The organism is Pseudarthrobacter ribosi, assembly GCF_055412865.1.
Window position 1 is genome coordinate 295,752 of sequence record NZ_JBVAYZ010000001.1, and the last position, 17,206, is coordinate 312,957.

Genomic DNA, 17,206 nt, shown 5'->3' on the forward strand with positions numbered 1-17,206 from the left:
ACAGAGTCCTGTATGCGTTGCCGGGGCAGACGGCAGGGATCGCGCTCCGGTCTCCGGTTGTTATCTGGCCACCACGAAGAACTTCATGAACGGTGACCGGGTCCGCCAGGTGGCGGTGAAACCCTCGGGGAAGGAGTAGATGCCGCCGGGGACGAGCTGGATTTTCTCCCCGGAGGAGGTTTCCAGTTCTGCTTCACCCTGGATGACGTGGAAGGTGTCTAAGCCGAACATGGCCTTGTAAGGGAAGTCGCCCTCCTCGGGGCTAATCTTCCAAAGTCCCGCCAGCGGGAGTCCTTCCGCCTCCCCGCGAAGCCAGTGGACCTGACCGGTCTCCCGGCCTTCCTCGATGAGCGGTTCCCATGACTCGGCGGTCACGGAGGAGCTGAGGTATTCAGTGGTGTTTGCCATGTTTCCTCCAAAAGGTGGGGCCGGCGGTTACGCGGCCCATCTGTTTACTACGACGGCTCTTTGTGCCAGTGCCTCGGCAGGCGAGGACCCGGACGTGCGGGTTCGGCGGCTTGTGCCTGGGGCGGCGATGGCGGACACAGGGAATTCCCTATTGAGTTCCGGCGTGTATGCCCATCACACGCCTCCGGGCTATTCAGCGTCACCACCCGGAAGGGGTGATATCGCGGGCAGTGAACCGGGCCCGGAATGCGTGACCGCGTTGGCCCGTAGGGCCTCGGATGGGTTCTGTGGGTCTGGGGTGGCCCTTGGCCTGGCAATTCGTCTTTGCCATCGGCAGGGTTGTTTCCCCTAGCCTGGTTCCTTATGTGGGTTGTCTTTGGCGTGGCTGGAGTCGGTTTCCCCCGGATCGCGGGCCAACTGGTTCTGGAGTATCTCGATCCGGGCTGTGAGGCGGGCAAGTTCCTCGTCCTTGGCGGTTTCGGCCGCTTTCGTTCGTAGTTCCGTTGCGGCGCTCACGCTTTCCACGAGCCAGGAAGAGAGGGTGGCGGTGACCATGCCCAGGGCGGCAATCCCGCCGACCATCAGCGTGGCCGCGGCCCACCGGCCCGGAACGGTTACGGGGTAAAAGTCGCCGTAGCCGACGGTGGCGATGGTGACTGCCGCCCACCACAATGAGTCCCCCATGGTCGTGATGTTCGCGTTCGGGGCGCCCCTTTCGAAACTGAGAACGCTCAGGGCCACGGTGTAGATCAGAAGGACAGCGGAGGCAACGACGTAGGCCATGACGCGGGTTCTGATGGCAGTGCCCGGGGCCCGGTCCATCACTTTATGCAAGGAGAACGGACCCAGGAGGCGCAATGGCCGCACCACCGGGACCAGCACCATCAGCAATTCCAGGGGATGACGGACGAACCACCGGCCCGGCCGCGGAGCCAGGAACAACTTCGCGATGTAGTCGACGGCGAAAGTCAGCCACGTTGCCCCCAAGATGAATATCAGGGCGGTGGCGTAGGGGTCCGGCGGTTCGGCAATGACCAGGATGGAGTAGGCGGCCAGGAAGAGGAAAGCCGCACCGAGGAGGGGCCACTCGGAATACTTTTGCCACGTCTCTTGCGTCATGGCTGAATCGTAGGACTTTGTTTCCCGGGTGTCCTCACGAAATTGATGCCCTGATCGCGGGCCCCACCTCTGTCCTCCGCCGGCCCGAAGCGCCTTCCCCAGGAAAGACCGGGCGGTCCCATCGCGCCGCGTTGCATTCTTGGGCGGGACCTTGGCCTCTGTTCACGCCTGTCGCAGTCAGGAAAGGTGTTGGTTGTATTTGCTCGTGCAGGCACGCTCACCGGTGAACCTGCCCGTGCGACCGCCTGAGGAGGCGACATGTCCGCCGAACACGAATCCAAACCCCCCGAGCCGAGCAGGCCTCTGATGAACCCGCCCAACGACGCCGGGAACAAACCGGCACCGTTCAACCAAAGACTCGCGCTGCTGCTGGCGATGGCGATGTTCGTCCTCGTCGTCGATACGTCGATCATGAACGTCTCGATCTCCGCCGTGGTGGACGACATCGGTGCGACCGTCAGCGGACTCCAGTCGACCATCGCCCTTGAGGCGCTGGTCTCCGCGGCCTTTATCCTGATCGGTGGCAAGATCGGGGACCTGATCGGGCGCAAACGCGCCTACGTCATCGGGCTTTGCTGCTACGCGGTCGGTGCCGTGGCGATGACCCTGGCCCAGAGTCTGGTCCCGATCATCATTTGCTGGGCCCTGATCGGAGGCCTGGGCGCCTCGCTCCTGCTTCCCGCCATGCAGTCCCTCATCCACGGCAACTTCGAGGGAGATGCCCAGCACCGGGTCTACGCCCTGGTCGGAGCCTCGGCAGCGATCGCCGCCGCGGTCGGGCCTCTGCTGGGCGGCTTCCTCACCACCTACCTGTCCTGGCGCGTCGCCTTCGGGCTCGAGGCGCTCATCATCGCGATCGTCCTGTCCGGAATCAAACTCGTCAAGGACGTCCCGTACACTGGGCCCCGGGAGCTCGATATCTTCGGATCGGTCCTGTCCATCGTCGGCATGGGCGGGGTCGTGCTCGGCATCCTGGTCTGGCAGGAAGGCGGCGAGGCGGTCGGCGCACTCCTGGCCGTCGGTGCGGTCGGACTCGGCGGCCTGGTCTACTGGCTCGTTCAGCGCAAACGCCGCCACAAGCCGACACTGCTGGACCCGGACCTGTTCCAGGCCAAAACCTTCCGCTTCGGCGCCACCGGCCAGATGCTCCAGCAGATCGCCCTGGGCGGGACGATGATCGTGCTGCCCCTCTACCTTCAGATGGTCCTCGGCTACAACGCGATGCAGTCAGGGCTGTCGATCGCCCCGCTCTCACTGACCATGTTCCTGGTCGCCATGATCGCCGGGAAGAGATCCGGGAAGCGGCGCCCGGCCAGCCTCATCCGGTGGGGGTTCCTGTTCCTGGTCGTGGGTTTGGTGGTGCTGGTCCCGATCGTGCCGCGCGCGGACTCCGGCTGGTGGCTCCTGATCCCGCTGATCATTTCAGGATTTGGCCTGGGGCTGCTGGTATCCCAGCTGAACAACTACACCCTGTCCCCGATCTCGGACGAGCGGGTCAGCGAGGCCGCCAGCGTGAACTCGGCCGCAGGATCATTCGGTCTATCGTTCGGGCTCGCGTTCGCCGGCGGCATCATGCTCGCATCGCTCTCGACCATCTTCATCGGCCTGTCCAATGCCAGCACCGTCCTCCCCCCTGACGATAAGCAGCAGGTCGCAACCGTCCTGGAAGAGGACGCCCAATTGATGAGCGACGCACAACTCCAGCAACAACTCGCCGGCCAGCCGGAGGACATCCAGAACGAAATCATCCGCATCAACACCGAGGCACGGCCCCTGGCCCTCCAGATCGCCCTGTTCGTCCCGATCCTCGCCGGCCTCGCCGGACTCGGCACCTCCTTCCGCATGATGCGGATCCCCGACCCCAAGCCGGCCGGCACCGGCGAGGGCAGCCTCCTGGGCTGAGCCCCCGGGCCTTCGGCGGGCGGGGTTTGCCGGTGTGACATCGCTCGAGAATTGACCGAGCGCGCCGGGACCTCGGGCTCTCGCAGTATTAGCGCGCGGTGCGGGAATGACGTGACAGCAGAGGGAGATACATCGTGCAGGATCGGGACGGGTCGGCGTCGGCGCTCGGGGTTCTGCTCCTGTGCTTCGACGGGCCCAAACGCGCCGCCCAGATACGGCGCCCACTAAGCAAGCAACTCGAACAGCAAGGCAGCGCCGTCCTCGATACGGCCATCATCCGGGTCGACGGGCAAGGGAAGGCCAGGGTCTATGACCCGCAGCGCACAATGGCGGGCGCCCTGACCGCGGCACTGACGTGGGGCGTGTTTGGCGCGCTCAGCAGCGGGCTAATCGGCCCGATCGGGTGGGCGGTGATCGGCGCCGTCTGCGGAGGGCTCTTTGCCTACTACCGCGAGCAGCCCCTGAGCGGGACACAGCTGAGCGGTATCGGGGAGGGCATGCGGCCGGCTCGTCAGCGATCGTAATGTTCATGAAATCCGCTGACGAGGCGCTCCTGTCGACCACGGCGGCGTACGAGGCGACGACAGCAAGTCTGGTGGCGGTCTCGGGGGAGCTGTCGGCCCGGGTGCTGGCCGCCCCTGCTGGCCCCGCCGTGCTAGCCGCCGGGCCGGCCGGGCAGCCGCCGGCAGCCGGGAAGAGCGCCGACGAGGACACGCTGTTGAACATGCTGCTGGTGCGTCTGCCCGGGCAGCACACCGTCCGGGAAGCGCTCCCCAAGCTCGCCGCCACGGGCAAGACTCCCGATCCGGGCCTCCCGCAGGTCGAGGTGGTGCTCGAGTCCGACGCACGTGGCCGACTGCACGTGCACAGCCCGAACTTCGGGGTGGGCTTTACCGCCAGGAGCTCCCTGGTGAGCTGGGGCATGTTGGGGCTGATCTTTGGAGCGATCGGCGGCCTCACCGGCGGCGGCGGGATCCTGGGCTTCCTCGGGGGCGGCCTGATCACCGGCATCGTCTGGGGCGCCTTCGGCATACTCGCGGGGGCGCTCTACGGATGGTTCGTGGGAAACGTCCTGTCCGCACGCCAGCTGAAAAAGCTACAGGGGCTTGTGCCCCCGAACAGCTCGCTGGCGTTCCTGTGGGCGGAGGGCGACCTCACCCACGAGGCCATCGATGGGCAGGCGTTGCCCGGAGCGCAGCGGATGGTTGTTCGGTTCGATTCCACTTCGAAAGGAATCGTCTTGAGTGTCTAGGAGAATTCCCGGGACTGGGCCGGCGTTGCCCGCTGCGAACGGTGCGAGTGATGTGTATCAACCGGAATTCGGAGGTGCTTGATGGTCATTGCGCTGGTGGTCATCCTCGGCGTCGCCCTCATCGTCCTCGTGGTTTCCCTCGCATTCGTGTTGGCGCGGAATCGGTGGGCCACCCGCCAGCCGGGCGTGTTTCACGGTCCTATTCGCGTCACTAACGGCGCGGTCGACGGGTTCCGGCCGAAGTGGACGCGAGGCCACGGTCGTCGGGTGTCTGGACCATTCCGGCCGGCCGAAGCCAGGCATGTGTGACTCCGGTGGTTCAGCCGCCGGTGAACCGATTCGTGCGGGCCACCGTGCGCTCCGCGGCCGGACGTTTTGTGCTGCGTGCTCTCCGTGACATTCGTGACCTTGAGCTGTTCGATCGGGCGATGACGCTCGCCGCGCAGGCGTTCACCTCGATCCTGCCGATCCTCATCGTCGCCAGTTCGTTGCGGGGGAGCCTGAACCCCGAGGCGTACGCGCTGTTCGCTGAGAACCTCAGCCTCGATGATGACACCGCTGAACTTGTGAAGCAGTCGATTCCCCAAGCAATCGAACGGGTGACGTTCACACAAGTCATCGGCGCGCTATTACTCATCCTCGCCGCGACCGCCTTCGCCCGCGCGCTCGAGCGGTGCTTCCGCAGGATCTGGAAGACACCGAAGGCCCCCATCCGCTTCGCGTGGCGCTGGGTCGTCACGATTGTTGCGATCCTCATCGGGTTCGTCCTCGTGGTCATGACCCGCTACGTCGTGCGCGGCACCGGTGCCTTGTCGGTGCTCGAATTCATCATCGAGGCGGCGGTCTGGTCCGCGCTGTGGTGGTTCGCGTCCTGGATGGTGATCAACCGGAGCGTCAGCCTGCGGGCACTCCTCCCGGGATCAGTGCTCGCCGGACTCGGATTCGCCGTCGCCGCGGTGGTGGGGCGCGTGTATCTCCCGCGGGCGTTCGCCTCCTCCGCCGATCAATTCGGCGTCCTCGGGCTCGCCTTCTCCTACATCGGGTGGCTGTTCGTGCTGATGTCAGTGTTCCTCGTCGCAGTGACCATTGGCCGCGTCATCCACCTCACCGTGATCGGGCAGCTGTGGAGCCGCTCAGGCGGGACCGCCGCGGCTCAAATCCCGTCGACAAGGAAACCGCGTTGAGACACTTGCCGCCCGGAAATCCAGCGGCCGCCATCTGAAGCCGGAGGGCCAGCTCGAAATCGAGATGGCCCTCCGGCTTGGAATGCGGCTGTCTATGAAATTTACGGCAGTAACAACTCCATGAGTGGTGGCAGGCCATCGGTTCATCCCGTTCGGGTGAGGTCTTCCTGGGGTGTATCGGGTTACCTTGCAGACGGGTGGGGTTCCCCGCTCGCGCCGCTCCGCTCGGCACACAACCCCCGCAACCAGATGGAGACATAACCATGGCCGAACAAGAAACTCCCGTCCTCGACGCTCTCGTCGACATCACCGCCGTGTCGCTCGAACGTTCCACTCTCGCGCCCCGCGAATTGATGCTGGCCCGGATCGCGGCCCTCGCCGCCGTCGATGCCCCGGCCGGCTCCTACCTGCTCAACGCCGGTACGGCAATGGACGTCGGCATCACCCTGGAGGACGTCCAGGGCATCCTCATCGCCGTTGCTCCGGTCGTCGGGACTCCCCGGATCGTGGCGGCAGCCGGCAACCTCGCCAGCGCACTAGGTTTCGCCATCGCAGTTGCCGAGGCAGAGCTTGAAGCAGAGGCCGAGGCCGAGGGCTGAGCCCACCTCGCCGAAAAACGACCTTGATGGCAGCAGACCATTCACGCGCTGCTGGCGTCATCTTTGTTCTCGGGCGTCCGTCATCGAAATGCTCTCTTCCCTCCGCACATAGGCTGGCAGGACCGCTAGTAGGGCCATTCGGAACCTACCAGGCCTCCAGCGCCTCCACCTCTGCGGCGTCCATCAGCGTGGTTGAGGCCGTTCGGGTGGCCCGGGCCAGGTCGTCCAGGGATTTGAAGTGGACCCGGGCGAGGGTGATGGCCACCAGCTCCAGGAAGGCGGTGCCGTTGCGCTGCTCGAGGTCATCCAGTTAGTCGAGCATGCGCCCTTCCAGGGCGCCGGGTCCTTCGGATTCTTCCGCGGCGAGCCGCGTCAGCGTCAGGGCCGCGAGGTCCGGGCTGTCGTAAATGAGTCCCATGGGCCAACGCTACCCACCTCACCGGCGCGGTCAAGAGCCAGTTTTAGCGCCAGCGGTAGGATTCCAGCGCGCGCAGCAGGGGAGCGGGCCCGGCCTTTCAGCCGGTCCACGGGGCGGGCTCCGGCAAGGTCCCGGGCTGGGGTGACCATCCAGAGCGTGAAGTAGTTGTGCGGGATGTCCAGCTCCATCGCACGTTGAAAGAGCCCGACGACGGTGGGGCGGAGCTGCCCGCCGGGGAGGAACTGGAAACCCGGGCAATAGGTGCCGTCGTCGATGAAGACGCGGACGAGCTGCCGCATCACCGGTTCCGGGTCTTCCATGAGCTCCGAGAGCCGGCGCCGCACCTGCTGAAGGGTCGGCAGCGTGAATTCCGTCCGGATCGCTGCCCAGGTCTGATCGATGATGCGCTGGCCGTTCACTCTTCTTCCGTTGTTTCGTCGGCGTCGCTGATGCTGTCCAGAAGCCACCGGGTGGAGAGCGGGTTCCGGCGCAGCGTGACGGTCCGGAGGGTGGACTGGGTGTTGGAGCGGACCTGAACTTGCCAGTATTCGATGCTGACCAGGTCGCCGCTGCCAACAGCTCCTGTGCGCCGGGTGTCCCACCAGGCGTCGCGTCCGAACCAGTGCTGGGAGTCCGTGTCGGGATCGACCAGCCAGATCCGTCCGCCGTGGCGGATGGCGAGGGGCATGCCCGCGGGTCATTCCGGACCTGAAGATCGTTGGTCTGGGCCGGGGCTTCGATGGTGCTGGTCATGGGGTGCGTTCTTTCGTGGTGCGGTCGTGCGGGAGAGTTTTTGGTCAGGCGGCTTTGACGAGGGGGAGTTCGTCCCAGTGGGTGGTGTATCGGGGAGAGAGCATGTCCCGTTTCATGGTCCAGTCCGGTCCGCCCCGGATTCCGGCGTGGCCCAGGCCGATGGAACCGCGGCCGTACCGGCGGGTGATGTCTTCCAGAAGGGTTCCGACGTGGCGTTCCTCGTGCGGGTTCTCGAACAGGGCCAGGGGCGCCTGGTTGCCGGAGGGCCGCAGGTCGGTGACCATGATGCCGGCCCTGGCGTACCGGATGCCCTCGCAGATGCGGGGCAGTAGGGCATGGGCGGCCTTGGTCAGGATCACCGGGTCCGCGGTCGGCATCGGCAACGGAACGCACACCGAGGGGTAGGAGGTGTCTTTCGGCTTGAAGCGTGAGGTGCCGGCGAACGCGGTGAGGACTTTGGCCTGGAGCCCGTGTTTGGCCAGCCGCGCCGAGGCCTGCTGGCCGTAGACGCTCATGACCTGCCGGATCCCGGCGGCGGTGGTGATCGGGGTGGCGAAGGAACGGGAGAAGATGAGCTGGTCCCGGCCGATCCGTTCTTCCTCCATCGGGATGCAGGGGGTGCCCTGCAGTTCCAGGACGGTGCGCATCATGACCACGGAGAAGCGGTCCCGGATCATCACCGGATCCGCCCGGGACAGGTCAAAGATGGAATGAATCCCCAGGACGTTGAGCCGTTTGGTCAGCCGAGTGGCCACACCCCAGATCTCGATCACCGACAGGCGGCGCATCTAAGTCTCCCTGTTCGCGGCGGGCACGGAGTCCCAGTGGCAGACCCCGTCGAAGCCCGGGTTGTTCTTGGCCCATTTGTTGGCCAGCTTCCAGGGTCTTCGTGGACGCGATCCCGACACAGACCGGCACGCCGACGTTCCGCCTCACAGTGGCTTTCATCGTCCGGCCCAGGGCCAGGAGCTCGTCCGGGGCGCCTTTGACGCCGAGGAACGCCTCGTCGATGCTGTAGACCTCCAGCCAGGCCGAGTACCGGCCCAGGAGTTCCATGACCCGGGCGCTGATGTCGCCGTAGAGCTCGTAATTGCTCGACAGCGCAACGAGTCCCCATTCCTTGGCCCGCGGGGCGAGTTTGAACCACGGCTCACCCATGACGATGCCGAGGGCTTTAGCTTCCGGGGACCGGGTGACGGCGCAGCCGTCGTTGTTCGAGAGCACGATAACGGGCCGGCCCTCCAGGGACGGATCGAAGGCCCGCTCGGCCGAGGCATAAAAGCAGTTCACATCCACATGCGCGATCTGCGGCATACGCCGCATCACAGCCGGCTTAGACATGGCGTGCCCGTGCCGACAAAGCTCCCGTTTAACGCAATAGCGCGCTCTACACATGGTGCAGGCGCCGGGTGGCGACGCCCCAGATGACCAGGTCCGACAACGAGGGCACACGGATATCCGGGTAGACCGGGTTCTCCGCCTGCAACACCACCCCGGCACCCGTGATCCGCAGCCGTTTGATGGTCAGCTCCCCATACAGGACCGCGACGACCACGGACCCGTCCACCGGTTCCAGAGCGCGGTTAACGATCAACTCGTCACCGTCGCTGATGCCGGCGCCTTCCATCGATTCCCCAGACACCCGCACGACGTAGGTGCTGGTGATGTCTTTGATCAGGTGTTCGTTCAGGTCGATCCGGCCATCAAAGTAGTCCTGCGCGGGCGAGGGATACCCGGCCGCGACGGGGACCGGAGAGGTCAGCACCGACAACAACGATGCGCCCGCATCTATCACACGGGGACCCAGAACAACGCCCACAACACACCTTTATTCGAATATATGTTCGATTCACTAACTCTACATCGTGCCCCCGACAAAGAAACTATTAAGGTTCCGGACCGGTCTTCGGCGGACGGCTTGAACGCCAGTGGGGACCGCCTGAGCTGTGCGGAGGGCTCCACCTGCCCCCAACGGGCACAACCCGGCCCCAGGCCCTAAGTTCCGCTCGGCTCCACGCAGAAACCGGTCCTAGGCGTACAGATCCGGTCTGCCGCGCGTGGGCCAGCCGGGGGCAGCTAGGCGTCTGCTGTGGGGGACTCCCGCAGCGTCGCCGCCGCGGCCCGGACTGCTGCGGCGTCATCAGTCCAGGGCCGGCCGTTGCGGCCGCAGGCATGGAAATTCGTCACTTCTGATGCCTCGGCGGCCGCCGTCAGCGTACCGGAAACGTCTACGAAAGCGCGGTTTGAGCGATTCGGCCGGAGGATTTGCAGGTACTAAACAGAACGTTGAAGGGGGCAGAAATTTGATGGCCCGATCAGTAGGGTGACTGCATGGATGAAACGCCGCGATTCCGTTCACCGCGATGGTGGCCTTGGGCCGTCGCGATCCTCCTCTTGATCACCGTGAACATAACGCTTCTGGGATATAAACGGGGCGAGTGCGTTGGCTACACAATCGAGTCTGGCGCTACGAGCATGTGTACTAGCGGCCCCGCGCTGAGCATGGATGGCACGTGGATTTTGGCGACGGTGAGCGTGGTCGCCGTCGTCTACTTCGCGGGGCGCCTCGTGCATGCAGTTAGAGCGAGGTCATCGCCTCATAGCCGCTAGCCAGCGGTGTATGCCATAACCCACTAAGACGTGAAGGAAGCAAGCAAATGAATGAAGAACTCCGTGGACGCATGGACCGTTTCGTTGAATTCATCAATTCAGCCGACGAAAGATTGGTGATGAGATCATCTGACCGTCGGCCACGTTCCATGTGCCTTTCCTGCCAGAGCCGGTGCAGGGTCCAAGCGGTTACCTCAAAATCATCGGGATAATGCCACAAGCGTTTCCCGACGTCCAGTGGTCACTGGAGGAAACCATTATTCAAGGAAACACGGTTGCCGCACGATTCATCCTTCGTGGCACACACCAAGGGGACTTCCTCGGCGTATCTGCAACCGGCAAACCAATCCAAGTGCAGGCAATGAACATCTATCGATTCACAAACGGTCAAATCAGTGAAGAGCACGGTCTCCCGGACCTTTTCGGGCTGATGATGCAGATCCGACCGGTCGACGCCTAGCCATTGACACTTCGAGTGCCGTTGGCCATGTCTCTGGCTAGTGCAGCCTGCTCACGGACTGCCGCGATCCTTAGCTGTCCACATTTGGGGTCAATTCGGGTTATCCCCGGCCAGAATGGACGCCCATGGGCTACCCCTCGGCTGCTTCGCGCCGGCGCCCGGACAGCCAGCGCGCCATCGACCTTTCGTCCCGGTCGCCGGAACGGCCTCCAGGGAGACGGCCCTCGGCAGAGACCCAGGCGAGGACCTCTTCCATACGGGCAAGCTCCGTGGGGGAGGGGCCGGGTTTGGCACCTGCGGCGGCGTGGTGTTCGGCCTCGAGTCCTAGGTCCTGGCGGCGGGCGATGACCAGGTGGTACCCGACGGCGGCGGGCGGAACGCGGACGAGGGCAGCGATGCGTTGCCGGCTCAGTCCGAGCCGGTACATCAGCACCCATTCCGCGTCAGGAGCGCGCCGCAACCGCTTGTCCATAATGGACCCCATCCTGCCACGGCACCTGCCACCACCCCTGGCAGCAGGGCCATGCAACCGGGCATAACGAAGGGCGCACCTCTGGGTCAGAGATGCGCCCTCGGCCTGTGGCCGGGTCAGTCCTTTTTGAAGGCGTCCTTGACCTTCTCGCCGGCCTGCTTCAAGTCACCTTTGGCCTGGTCAGCCTGGCCTTCAGCCTTCAGGCTTTCATCGCCTGTGGCGTTTCCGGCAGCTTCCTTACCCTTACCGCCAGCCTTCTCGGCAGCGTTCTGAATCTTGTCGCCTAGTCCCATGGTGTTTCCTCCATCTGGTTGGCAGCCGATCAATCCGGCCACGACTCCATAGTAAGCATGCTTAGGGTAAGCATTTCAAGCCCCCTGTGTTCCGTTCGTAGGGCTGGCGTTCCCGTCCGGTTCGGGGAGGAGATGACTTGCGGTCACTGATTTGGAGGGCGTCCGCCGGCGCGGCCGGCTGTTGGGTCCAGTTCTGTCCGTCGCAGAGCTCCGGCCCGCCCTGGCCCTGACTTACGTCTTCGACGTCTTCTGGTTGCTGTCCTTATGTTGTTACCGGGATCAGTTCCTCGGCCGTTGTAGGGTCGTGGCTACCCAGGGGAGGAGGGTATGGCTTTGGTTGCTGTGCCGGACATTTTGTGTGACGGCTTCGAAGGATTGGCCGCCCGCCACCCCGCGATGACCCGACCGCTGATTGAGAGACGCGACATGATCGCCGGATAAGGACACGACGGCGCGGTTATCTGCTGGGCTCCACCCAAACCGACAGACTGGAGGCTGTTCTTGGTGCACCTATGGGCCGGTATTGACGCCGGCAAAGCCCATCATCACTGCGTTGTGATCGACGCCGACGGAAACCGGCTGCTCTCCCAACGAGTCCCTAACGACGAACCAGCCCTGCTCCAACTCCTCGCCGGCGTGCTCGAGCTCGCGGACGGTGACGAGGTGGTGTGGGCGACCGATCTGAACCATGGCGGACCGGCGCTGCTGATCGCCCTGCTCGTCGGCCACGGCCAGGACATCCTCTACATCCCCGGCCGGACGGTGCACCACGCCTCCAAGATTTACCGGGGCGAAGGCAAGACAGATGCCAAAGACGCTGCCGTTATCGCCGATCAGGCCCGGATGCGAACTGACCTGCAACCGTTACGGGCCGGGGATGAGATCAGCACAGGGTTGCGGCTCCTGACCGCCCGGCGGGCCGATAAGTCCGCGGACAGGGTCAGGGCGATCAACCGTCTTCAGGCCCAGCTGCTGGAGTACTTCCCTGCGCTGGAACGGGCCTTTGACTACAGCCATTCCAAGGCCGCACTGTTGTTGCTGACCAAACACCGGACTCCGGACGGGATCCGCCGCGCCGGCGAAGCCAGGATCCACGCCTGGCTGAAGAAGCACGGCGCCCGCTCCTCCGCAGCAGTGGCCGCAGCAGCCGTAGAGGCTGCGAAATCCCAGCACACCATCGTTCCCGCCCAGCACCTGGGGGAGGGGATCGTCGCCGCACTCGCCCGGGAAATCCTGACCCTGAACGAGGAACTCGCCAAACTCGATGCGCTGATCAGCGAGAATGTAGCCGAACACCAGCACACCGAGGTGCTGTTGAGCATGCCAGGGTTCGGTCCAGTTCTGGCGGCCGAGTTCCTTGGCGCCACCGGCGGTGACCTCACCGTCTTCCAGTCCGCCGACCGGTTCGCGGGCGTCGTCGGACTGGCGCCGGCCCCCAGGGACTCGGGGAGAATCAGCGGCAATCACCACAGGCCCAGACGCTATGACCGACGGCTCCTCCGGGTCTTCTACCTCTCCGGGCTCTCAGCCCTGAAGTCCTGTCCCTCCTCGCGCGGCTATTACGACCGAAAACGTGCGGAGGGGAAATCCCACATCCAGGCAATGCTGTCGCTTGCACGACGGCGGCTCAATGTCCTCTGGGCCATGCTCCGCGACGGCACCACCTACAACCCACCCTCCGCGGCCACACCAACTATGGCCGCCTGACGTTCGGCGGACTGCAGGCATCGAGGGTCGACTATCCGTCCGGTGAGGGATCGCTTACGGGCCGCAGGTGCGACACCAAGCGATCACACAGAACACCGCCGCGAAGCGATCAAATCCACACCCGGCAACAGAATCGCCCAGGGCCCGGCCTATGCTTCGAAGCGTAAGATCACCTGCATGCACGTCGAAACGTCCTACGAACGAGACAGCCGTTGGGAGCAACACCAGAGCACTTTCCGCGTGTACTTTTTTGAGGAGCCTGGGCCCGGCTACTCGGTCAGCACCTACGATCTAACGGATGCGACTTTGTCGGAAGCCAAAACCTGGGCGGAAGATGAGGCTGGTGACCGCATGTATTCGATTGCACTAGTTTCATCGAATGAGCAGGGACATCGGGGACTTATTTGGCTCATCGGCGACGATGCCAATGATGTGTTGGACCAGGCCCCCACAGAGGTACGCCAGCGAGTCCAAAGTAGGCTGCGACAAGAAATGATAGAAAATCGCTCGCGTCGAAATTAGGCCACGATCCCCGCACAACCGTTGCACGCGCACCGTCCGCTCATGGAACCCTCTACGGGACACTCTCAAGCGCAACGTCGGTACTCGTGCGACGACTAGCCTGAAGTGATGAAGAAGCTGGCTGTCATCACGGGTGCCAATCGAGGACTGGGGCGTTCCCTGGTGGAAGAGTTCTCGGCGTCGGGTTGGAACGTCGTCGCCATCACGCGTTCACCCGAGGTCCTGAAAGCCCGGGCCGGGTCTACGGACGTCGTAACGGTCCAGCAGGACGTGCGGTTTGAACCCGGCCCTGAGTTGGCTGAAGCTCTGAACGGCCGCCCAGTAGACTTGCTCATAAACAATGCCGTGCAGGGAGCGCCTCATGCGGAGCTGGGAACTATCCGGGCTGAAGGGGTCCTCAACGCCGTCGATGTGAACGTCGCTGGTCCGCTGCGCCTGGTGCAGTTCCTGTTGCCGAATCTGCTTGAGGCACCTGATCCGATCATCATCAACGTGTCGTCGCGACTAGGGTCTCTGGCTGCCCAGGCAAACCGTGATTTCTCCGGTCTCTCGACGAGTTACGCATACAAAATTTCGAAAGCCGCTCAGAACATGCTGACCGTCTCCCTAGCCCAGGACCTTCATGGCCGTATCCGCTGCTGGGCAGTTCACCCCGGCAAACTGGCAACAGCCATGGGTCAAGCTGACGCGTCCAAGGATCCGCGATCGGCCGCTCGCCAGATGCGCGAGCTCGTTGACTCAGGGGATCGGGCGTCGCCGCGCTTCTGTTCCCTTGGGGAGCAGGATCTCCACTGGTAGCAACATAAGGAAGCGGCCCCTGATCAGCGACCGCGAGAGAATCCGCATGCGGGCGGCGGTCGTTCTATCGTGAGGTTCTCAGAAGGGACGTTTCCGATGTAGAACTTTCCGTAGAGTGGCCTGATGGAGCTACGCCCGACGACAACAGAGGACCTGCAGACCATTCTCGCTTGGGTAACAAACAACCAAGAGATGGTCATGTGGTCAGGCCCCACTTTCACGTGGCCGCTAGGGTACAACCAACTCGCAAGATACTTCGGCAACACAAACAGGACCTACTGGTCCGCCATCGACGTCGAAGCCCAGGAACTGATGGGGCATGCATCCCTCCTGATAGACAAAGACGCAGACCTGATGCGCATTGGGTTCATCATCGTGAATCCGGAACACCGAGGACGTGGAGTAGGCCGAAAGTTCGTCGAAGCGGTTGTTCGCCAGGGTTTTCAAGCATCAACCTTCCCCGTCATGAAGCTGGGGGTCTACGCCCATAACACCCCAGCCCTCAACCTGTACGAAAGTCTCGGATTCACTAGGACCGGGGTCGTTTTCCAGACCACCGTTGATGAAGAACAGTGGGACGTAGTAGATATGGCTCGCCCAGCAATGCCCGCTTGAGGATGGTCCAAGACACGTTGCTCCCGACTCCAGTCGGCTCTTTCAGCTATAGACCACGAGCGGCTCCGATGGGCAGATACGACGAAGACCGGAACCTTTCGAGGTGCCGGTCTTCGTCGTATCTGCGTTCCTTTTAGTCTTCCGCGGTGACGTCGTCATCCCTGATCTGACCCCGGCGCGATGAGCTTGCTAGGGATGTGTCAACCGACGGGTTTGTCCTCTCGGTCATGCCCGGGGCGCCCGTTCGTCGTGCCGCTTGTGTTCCCCTCAGTAAAAATAAGGTCAGCCAATACTGCCGCGATAAATGCCAGGTTGAAGGACGACGCTCCGCCTCCGACGAAGGCGATGACAAACAGGTTGGTCCGCGTGCTTTGAACCGGCACAAAGAAGGCCGCAGCGATCACCGCCGCCAGCACAAAGACCGCCAGCACTGCAATCCGTGCCGCCCGAGTATCAATGGCTTTCCGGTAAATCGCGATCCCTGCGAGCCCTAACAGGACGCCGGCAATCTGCAGCTCCCACGGAAAGCGCTTTGCGATCACAATGCTGGGCAGGCCGGATACATCGACGAGGTACCCCTGGACCATGCCCTGCGTCTGGACCGTGATGTAGCCGATGATCAATACCGCTGCCAGGGCAAGAACTGTGCCCCAAACGATCTTCATCTTCTTCATTGCCATCACCGCCTACCTAAAGACCGGGGGGAGGGGCTCGTTGAAGATGAACTTGGAGTTGCTGTTCTTCCGATTGAGTTCCACCTGTTGCGAGACACGGGCGGACCCGGAATGGGCGACGACGTGCGATGCATCCCTACCGGTCAGGCCGTCAGGCGCGGTCAGCGCTTTGAGGGCGGCCGTGTCAACATCTCCCGGGAGAAGGGTTGCCATTGAATCCGTCCCGCCGTTCACCTGGACGCCGACCGAAACCCCACTTTGAGCAAATTGCTGTTTGGTCGCGCACGATGATCCGCCGACGCCTGGTTCGTTCGTGAGCTGTATGATCACGCAGATCTGTTGACCGGTTTTGTCGAGTGCCACAGCGTATTTGCCTGTTTTGTTCTGAGCCAGGACTCGAACGGTGGACTGATCTGCAGCAGCTTGCTCCGGGAGTGTGTGCGCGACAGCCGCGTCGGCGGAGGACTGCGGTTGGGACAGGGCAGGGACTAGTGTCGCCGTGTCCAGTGTCGTAATCGTTTCCGCCATGGAAGGTGAGGCGCCGATGGCGATGGCAGCCAATGGGAGGCCGGCCAGGATTATTGCTGTCGAAAGCCGTTTCATGTTTTGTCTCCAAGCTGAGTCTTAGACATTTCCATCGTGATCAACCCCGGTACTGATCACAGAACATCTGAGGTTGGGCTGACGGGTTGTAGTAGTTGGAGGTCCACCAGCACTGCTCGAAGACGTTGGAGCGGCGAGTGTCCCAGTGGCCAGACCATCCGTTCGTGCTGCCGTAGCCGCTTGATATCCAATAGCCCGTGCCGGCATCAAACATGGCCGAGTATTGGTAGTTGTTTTGACCGTAGCCACCAGGACTTATTCCTGTATATACCTGTCCGCCAGAGCCTGTTCCGGCGGCGCTGCTCCAATGCTGATTCTGGAAGCTAAAGCCGCCAAAATAGCGGTAGTTATAGGACGCCTCAGCCGCCGGAGCGAACAGTAGGGTGATGCCCAACGCGGTTGCGGCCGAAATCACGGCCAGCCGATGGCGTTTTAAACGAAGCGACATATTTATTTATCCCCCAAAGCTTCCACGCGGGAGCTTGCCCCAGCGCAAACTCGACGATCCGTCGTGGTGGATTGACTCTCCATCAAATTGACAAATATGTCAACAAGGGTGTGGAAACGAAGAGCCATGGTGTAGATCTTTGTCAAGCCGATGAGGATGTAGGAGAACACAGACTCTTGGGACGGCGGGATGAGCTCCTGAATTCAGGCCTGGTCGCCGATTGATACGGGAGCGCCTGTGCAGCCACGGCCTCCCGTACTTGGCCTGTGGGTATGCCAGGGTTCAGGAGTCCCCAAGCAGTTGGAACTCGACCAACTTGCAGGGCAGCGTCGAGTCGCTCAAGGGCGTATTTGGTCAGAAGGTCACTCA

General features: G+C 63.1%; 19 protein-coding genes and 1 pseudogene. 9 read left to right on the forward strand and 11 right to left on the reverse strand.

Features of this window, described 5'->3' with window-relative positions; translation table 11 throughout:
* Nucleotides 1-60 precede the first annotated feature (60 nt).
* Both ACZYZ5_RS01260 and ACZYZ5_RS01265 read right to left on the reverse strand, forming a co-directional pair.
* A complete protein-coding gene (locus tag ACZYZ5_RS01260; RefSeq protein ID WP_463898618.1) occupies nt 61-408 on the reverse strand; it encodes a cupin domain-containing protein in 348 nt (115 codons plus the stop codon).
* A 348-nt stretch (nt 409-756) separates the two neighbouring features.
* Nucleotides 757-1,527: a potassium channel family protein gene (locus ACZYZ5_RS01265; RefSeq protein ID WP_463898619.1), complete on the reverse strand. Its 771-nt coding sequence runs from the start codon at nt 1,525-1,527 to the stop codon at nt 757-759.
* Nucleotides 1,528-1,833: 306 nt separating this feature from the next.
* Here ACZYZ5_RS01265 and ACZYZ5_RS01270 point away from each other — a divergent pair, with 306 nt between their 5' ends.
* The 5 genes from ACZYZ5_RS01270 to ACZYZ5_RS01290 all read left to right on the forward strand — a co-directional run bounded on the left by ACZYZ5_RS01270 (nt 1,834) and on the right by ACZYZ5_RS01290 (nt 6,464).
* A complete protein-coding gene (locus tag ACZYZ5_RS01270) occupies nt 1,834-3,429 on the forward strand; it encodes an MFS transporter (RefSeq protein WP_463898760.1) in 1,596 nt (531 codons plus the stop codon).
* 134 nt (nt 3,430-3,563) lie between these two features.
* Complete coding sequence (locus tag ACZYZ5_RS01275; RefSeq protein WP_463898620.1) at nt 3,564-3,953, forward strand: hypothetical protein; 390 nt, start codon at nt 3,564-3,566, stop codon at nt 3,951-3,953.
* A 5-nt stretch (nt 3,954-3,958) separates the two neighbouring features.
* Nucleotides 3,959-4,681, forward strand: a complete 723-nt coding sequence (locus ACZYZ5_RS01280; RefSeq protein WP_463898622.1) for a hypothetical protein — start codon at nt 3,959-3,961, stop codon at nt 4,679-4,681.
* Between the two features lie 329 nt (nt 4,682-5,010).
* Nucleotides 5,011-5,865 (forward strand): YhjD/YihY/BrkB family envelope integrity protein, encoded by an 855-nt coding sequence (locus tag ACZYZ5_RS01285; RefSeq protein ID WP_463898623.1) that lies wholly within the window; start codon nt 5,011-5,013, stop codon nt 5,863-5,865.
* A 263-nt stretch (nt 5,866-6,128) separates the two neighbouring features.
* Nucleotides 6,129-6,464, forward strand: coding sequence for a carboxymuconolactone decarboxylase (locus tag ACZYZ5_RS01290; protein ID WP_463898624.1), 336 nt, complete (start codon nt 6,129-6,131; stop codon nt 6,462-6,464).
* 378 nt (nt 6,465-6,842) lie between these two features.
* Here ACZYZ5_RS01290 and ACZYZ5_RS01295 read toward each other — a convergent pair whose 3' ends face one another.
* From ACZYZ5_RS01295 to ACZYZ5_RS01310, 4 genes and pseudogenes are all read right to left on the reverse strand, one after another.
* Entirely contained in the window at nt 6,843-7,301 is a 459-nt protein-coding gene (locus tag ACZYZ5_RS01295) for a hypothetical protein (RefSeq protein ID WP_463898625.1), read from the reverse strand.
* A complete protein-coding gene (locus tag ACZYZ5_RS01300) occupies nt 7,298-7,570 on the reverse strand; it encodes a hypothetical protein (protein ID WP_463898627.1) in 273 nt (90 codons plus the stop codon). Before ACZYZ5_RS01300 ends, ACZYZ5_RS01295 begins: the two co-directional genes overlap by 4 nt.
* 109 nt (nt 7,571-7,679) lie before the next feature.
* A pseudogene (locus tag ACZYZ5_RS01305) lies at nt 7,680-8,976 on the reverse strand (Y-family DNA polymerase).
* A gap of 46 nt (nt 8,977-9,022) precedes the next feature.
* Nucleotides 9,023-9,454, reverse strand: coding sequence for a LexA family protein (locus tag ACZYZ5_RS01310; protein WP_463898629.1), 432 nt, complete (start codon nt 9,452-9,454; stop codon nt 9,023-9,025).
* Nucleotides 9,455-10,417: 963 nt separating this feature from the next.
* On the opposite strand from ACZYZ5_RS01310, the gene ACZYZ5_RS01315 reads away from it, so the two are divergent.
* On the forward strand, nt 10,418-10,705 hold the full coding sequence (locus tag ACZYZ5_RS01315; protein ID WP_463898762.1) for an ester cyclase: 288 nt from the start codon (nt 10,418-10,420) through the stop codon (nt 10,703-10,705).
* 130 nt (nt 10,706-10,835) lie between these two features.
* Here the strand turns inward: ACZYZ5_RS01315 and ACZYZ5_RS01320 are convergent, their stop codons facing one another.
* The gene (locus tag ACZYZ5_RS01320; RefSeq protein ID WP_463898630.1) at nt 10,836-11,177 is read right to left on the reverse strand and encodes a hypothetical protein; all 342 of its coding nucleotides are present in this window, start codon (nt 11,175-11,177) and stop codon (nt 10,836-10,838) included.
* Between the two features lie 116 nt (nt 11,178-11,293).
* Nucleotides 11,294-11,470 (reverse strand): CsbD family protein, encoded by a 177-nt coding sequence (locus ACZYZ5_RS01325; protein ID WP_463898764.1) that lies wholly within the window; start codon nt 11,468-11,470, stop codon nt 11,294-11,296.
* Between the two features lie 501 nt (nt 11,471-11,971).
* Here ACZYZ5_RS01325 and ACZYZ5_RS01330 point away from each other — a divergent pair.
* The 3 genes from ACZYZ5_RS01330 (at nt 11,972) to ACZYZ5_RS01340 (ending at nt 15,112) form a co-directional block, all read left to right on the forward strand.
* Complete coding sequence (locus tag ACZYZ5_RS01330; RefSeq protein WP_463898632.1) at nt 11,972-13,177, forward strand: IS110 family RNA-guided transposase; 1,206 nt, start codon at nt 11,972-11,974, stop codon at nt 13,175-13,177.
* Between the two features lie 630 nt (nt 13,178-13,807).
* Nucleotides 13,808-14,497: an SDR family NAD(P)-dependent oxidoreductase gene (locus ACZYZ5_RS01335; protein WP_463898633.1), complete on the forward strand. Its 690-nt coding sequence runs from the start codon at nt 13,808-13,810 to the stop codon at nt 14,495-14,497.
* Between the two features lie 123 nt (nt 14,498-14,620).
* Entirely contained in the window at nt 14,621-15,112 is a 492-nt protein-coding gene (locus ACZYZ5_RS01340; protein WP_463898634.1) for a GNAT family N-acetyltransferase, read from the forward strand.
* A 200-nt stretch (nt 15,113-15,312) separates the two neighbouring features.
* Here the strand turns inward: ACZYZ5_RS01340 and ACZYZ5_RS01345 are convergent, their stop codons facing one another.
* The 3 genes from ACZYZ5_RS01345 to ACZYZ5_RS01355 are packed head-to-tail and all read right to left on the reverse strand — an operon-like array spanning nt 15,313 to nt 16,837.
* Nucleotides 15,313-15,792 (reverse strand): hypothetical protein, encoded by a 480-nt coding sequence (locus ACZYZ5_RS01345; protein ID WP_463898636.1) that lies wholly within the window; start codon nt 15,790-15,792, stop codon nt 15,313-15,315.
* A gap of 6 nt (nt 15,793-15,798) precedes the next feature.
* Complete coding sequence (locus ACZYZ5_RS01350) at nt 15,799-16,389, reverse strand: hypothetical protein (protein ID WP_463898637.1); 591 nt, start codon at nt 16,387-16,389, stop codon at nt 15,799-15,801.
* Nucleotides 16,390-16,429: 40 nt separating this feature from the next.
* Complete coding sequence (locus tag ACZYZ5_RS01355; protein ID WP_463898638.1) at nt 16,430-16,837, reverse strand: hypothetical protein; 408 nt, start codon at nt 16,835-16,837, stop codon at nt 16,430-16,432.
* Between the last annotated feature and the right edge of the window lie 369 nt (nt 16,838-17,206).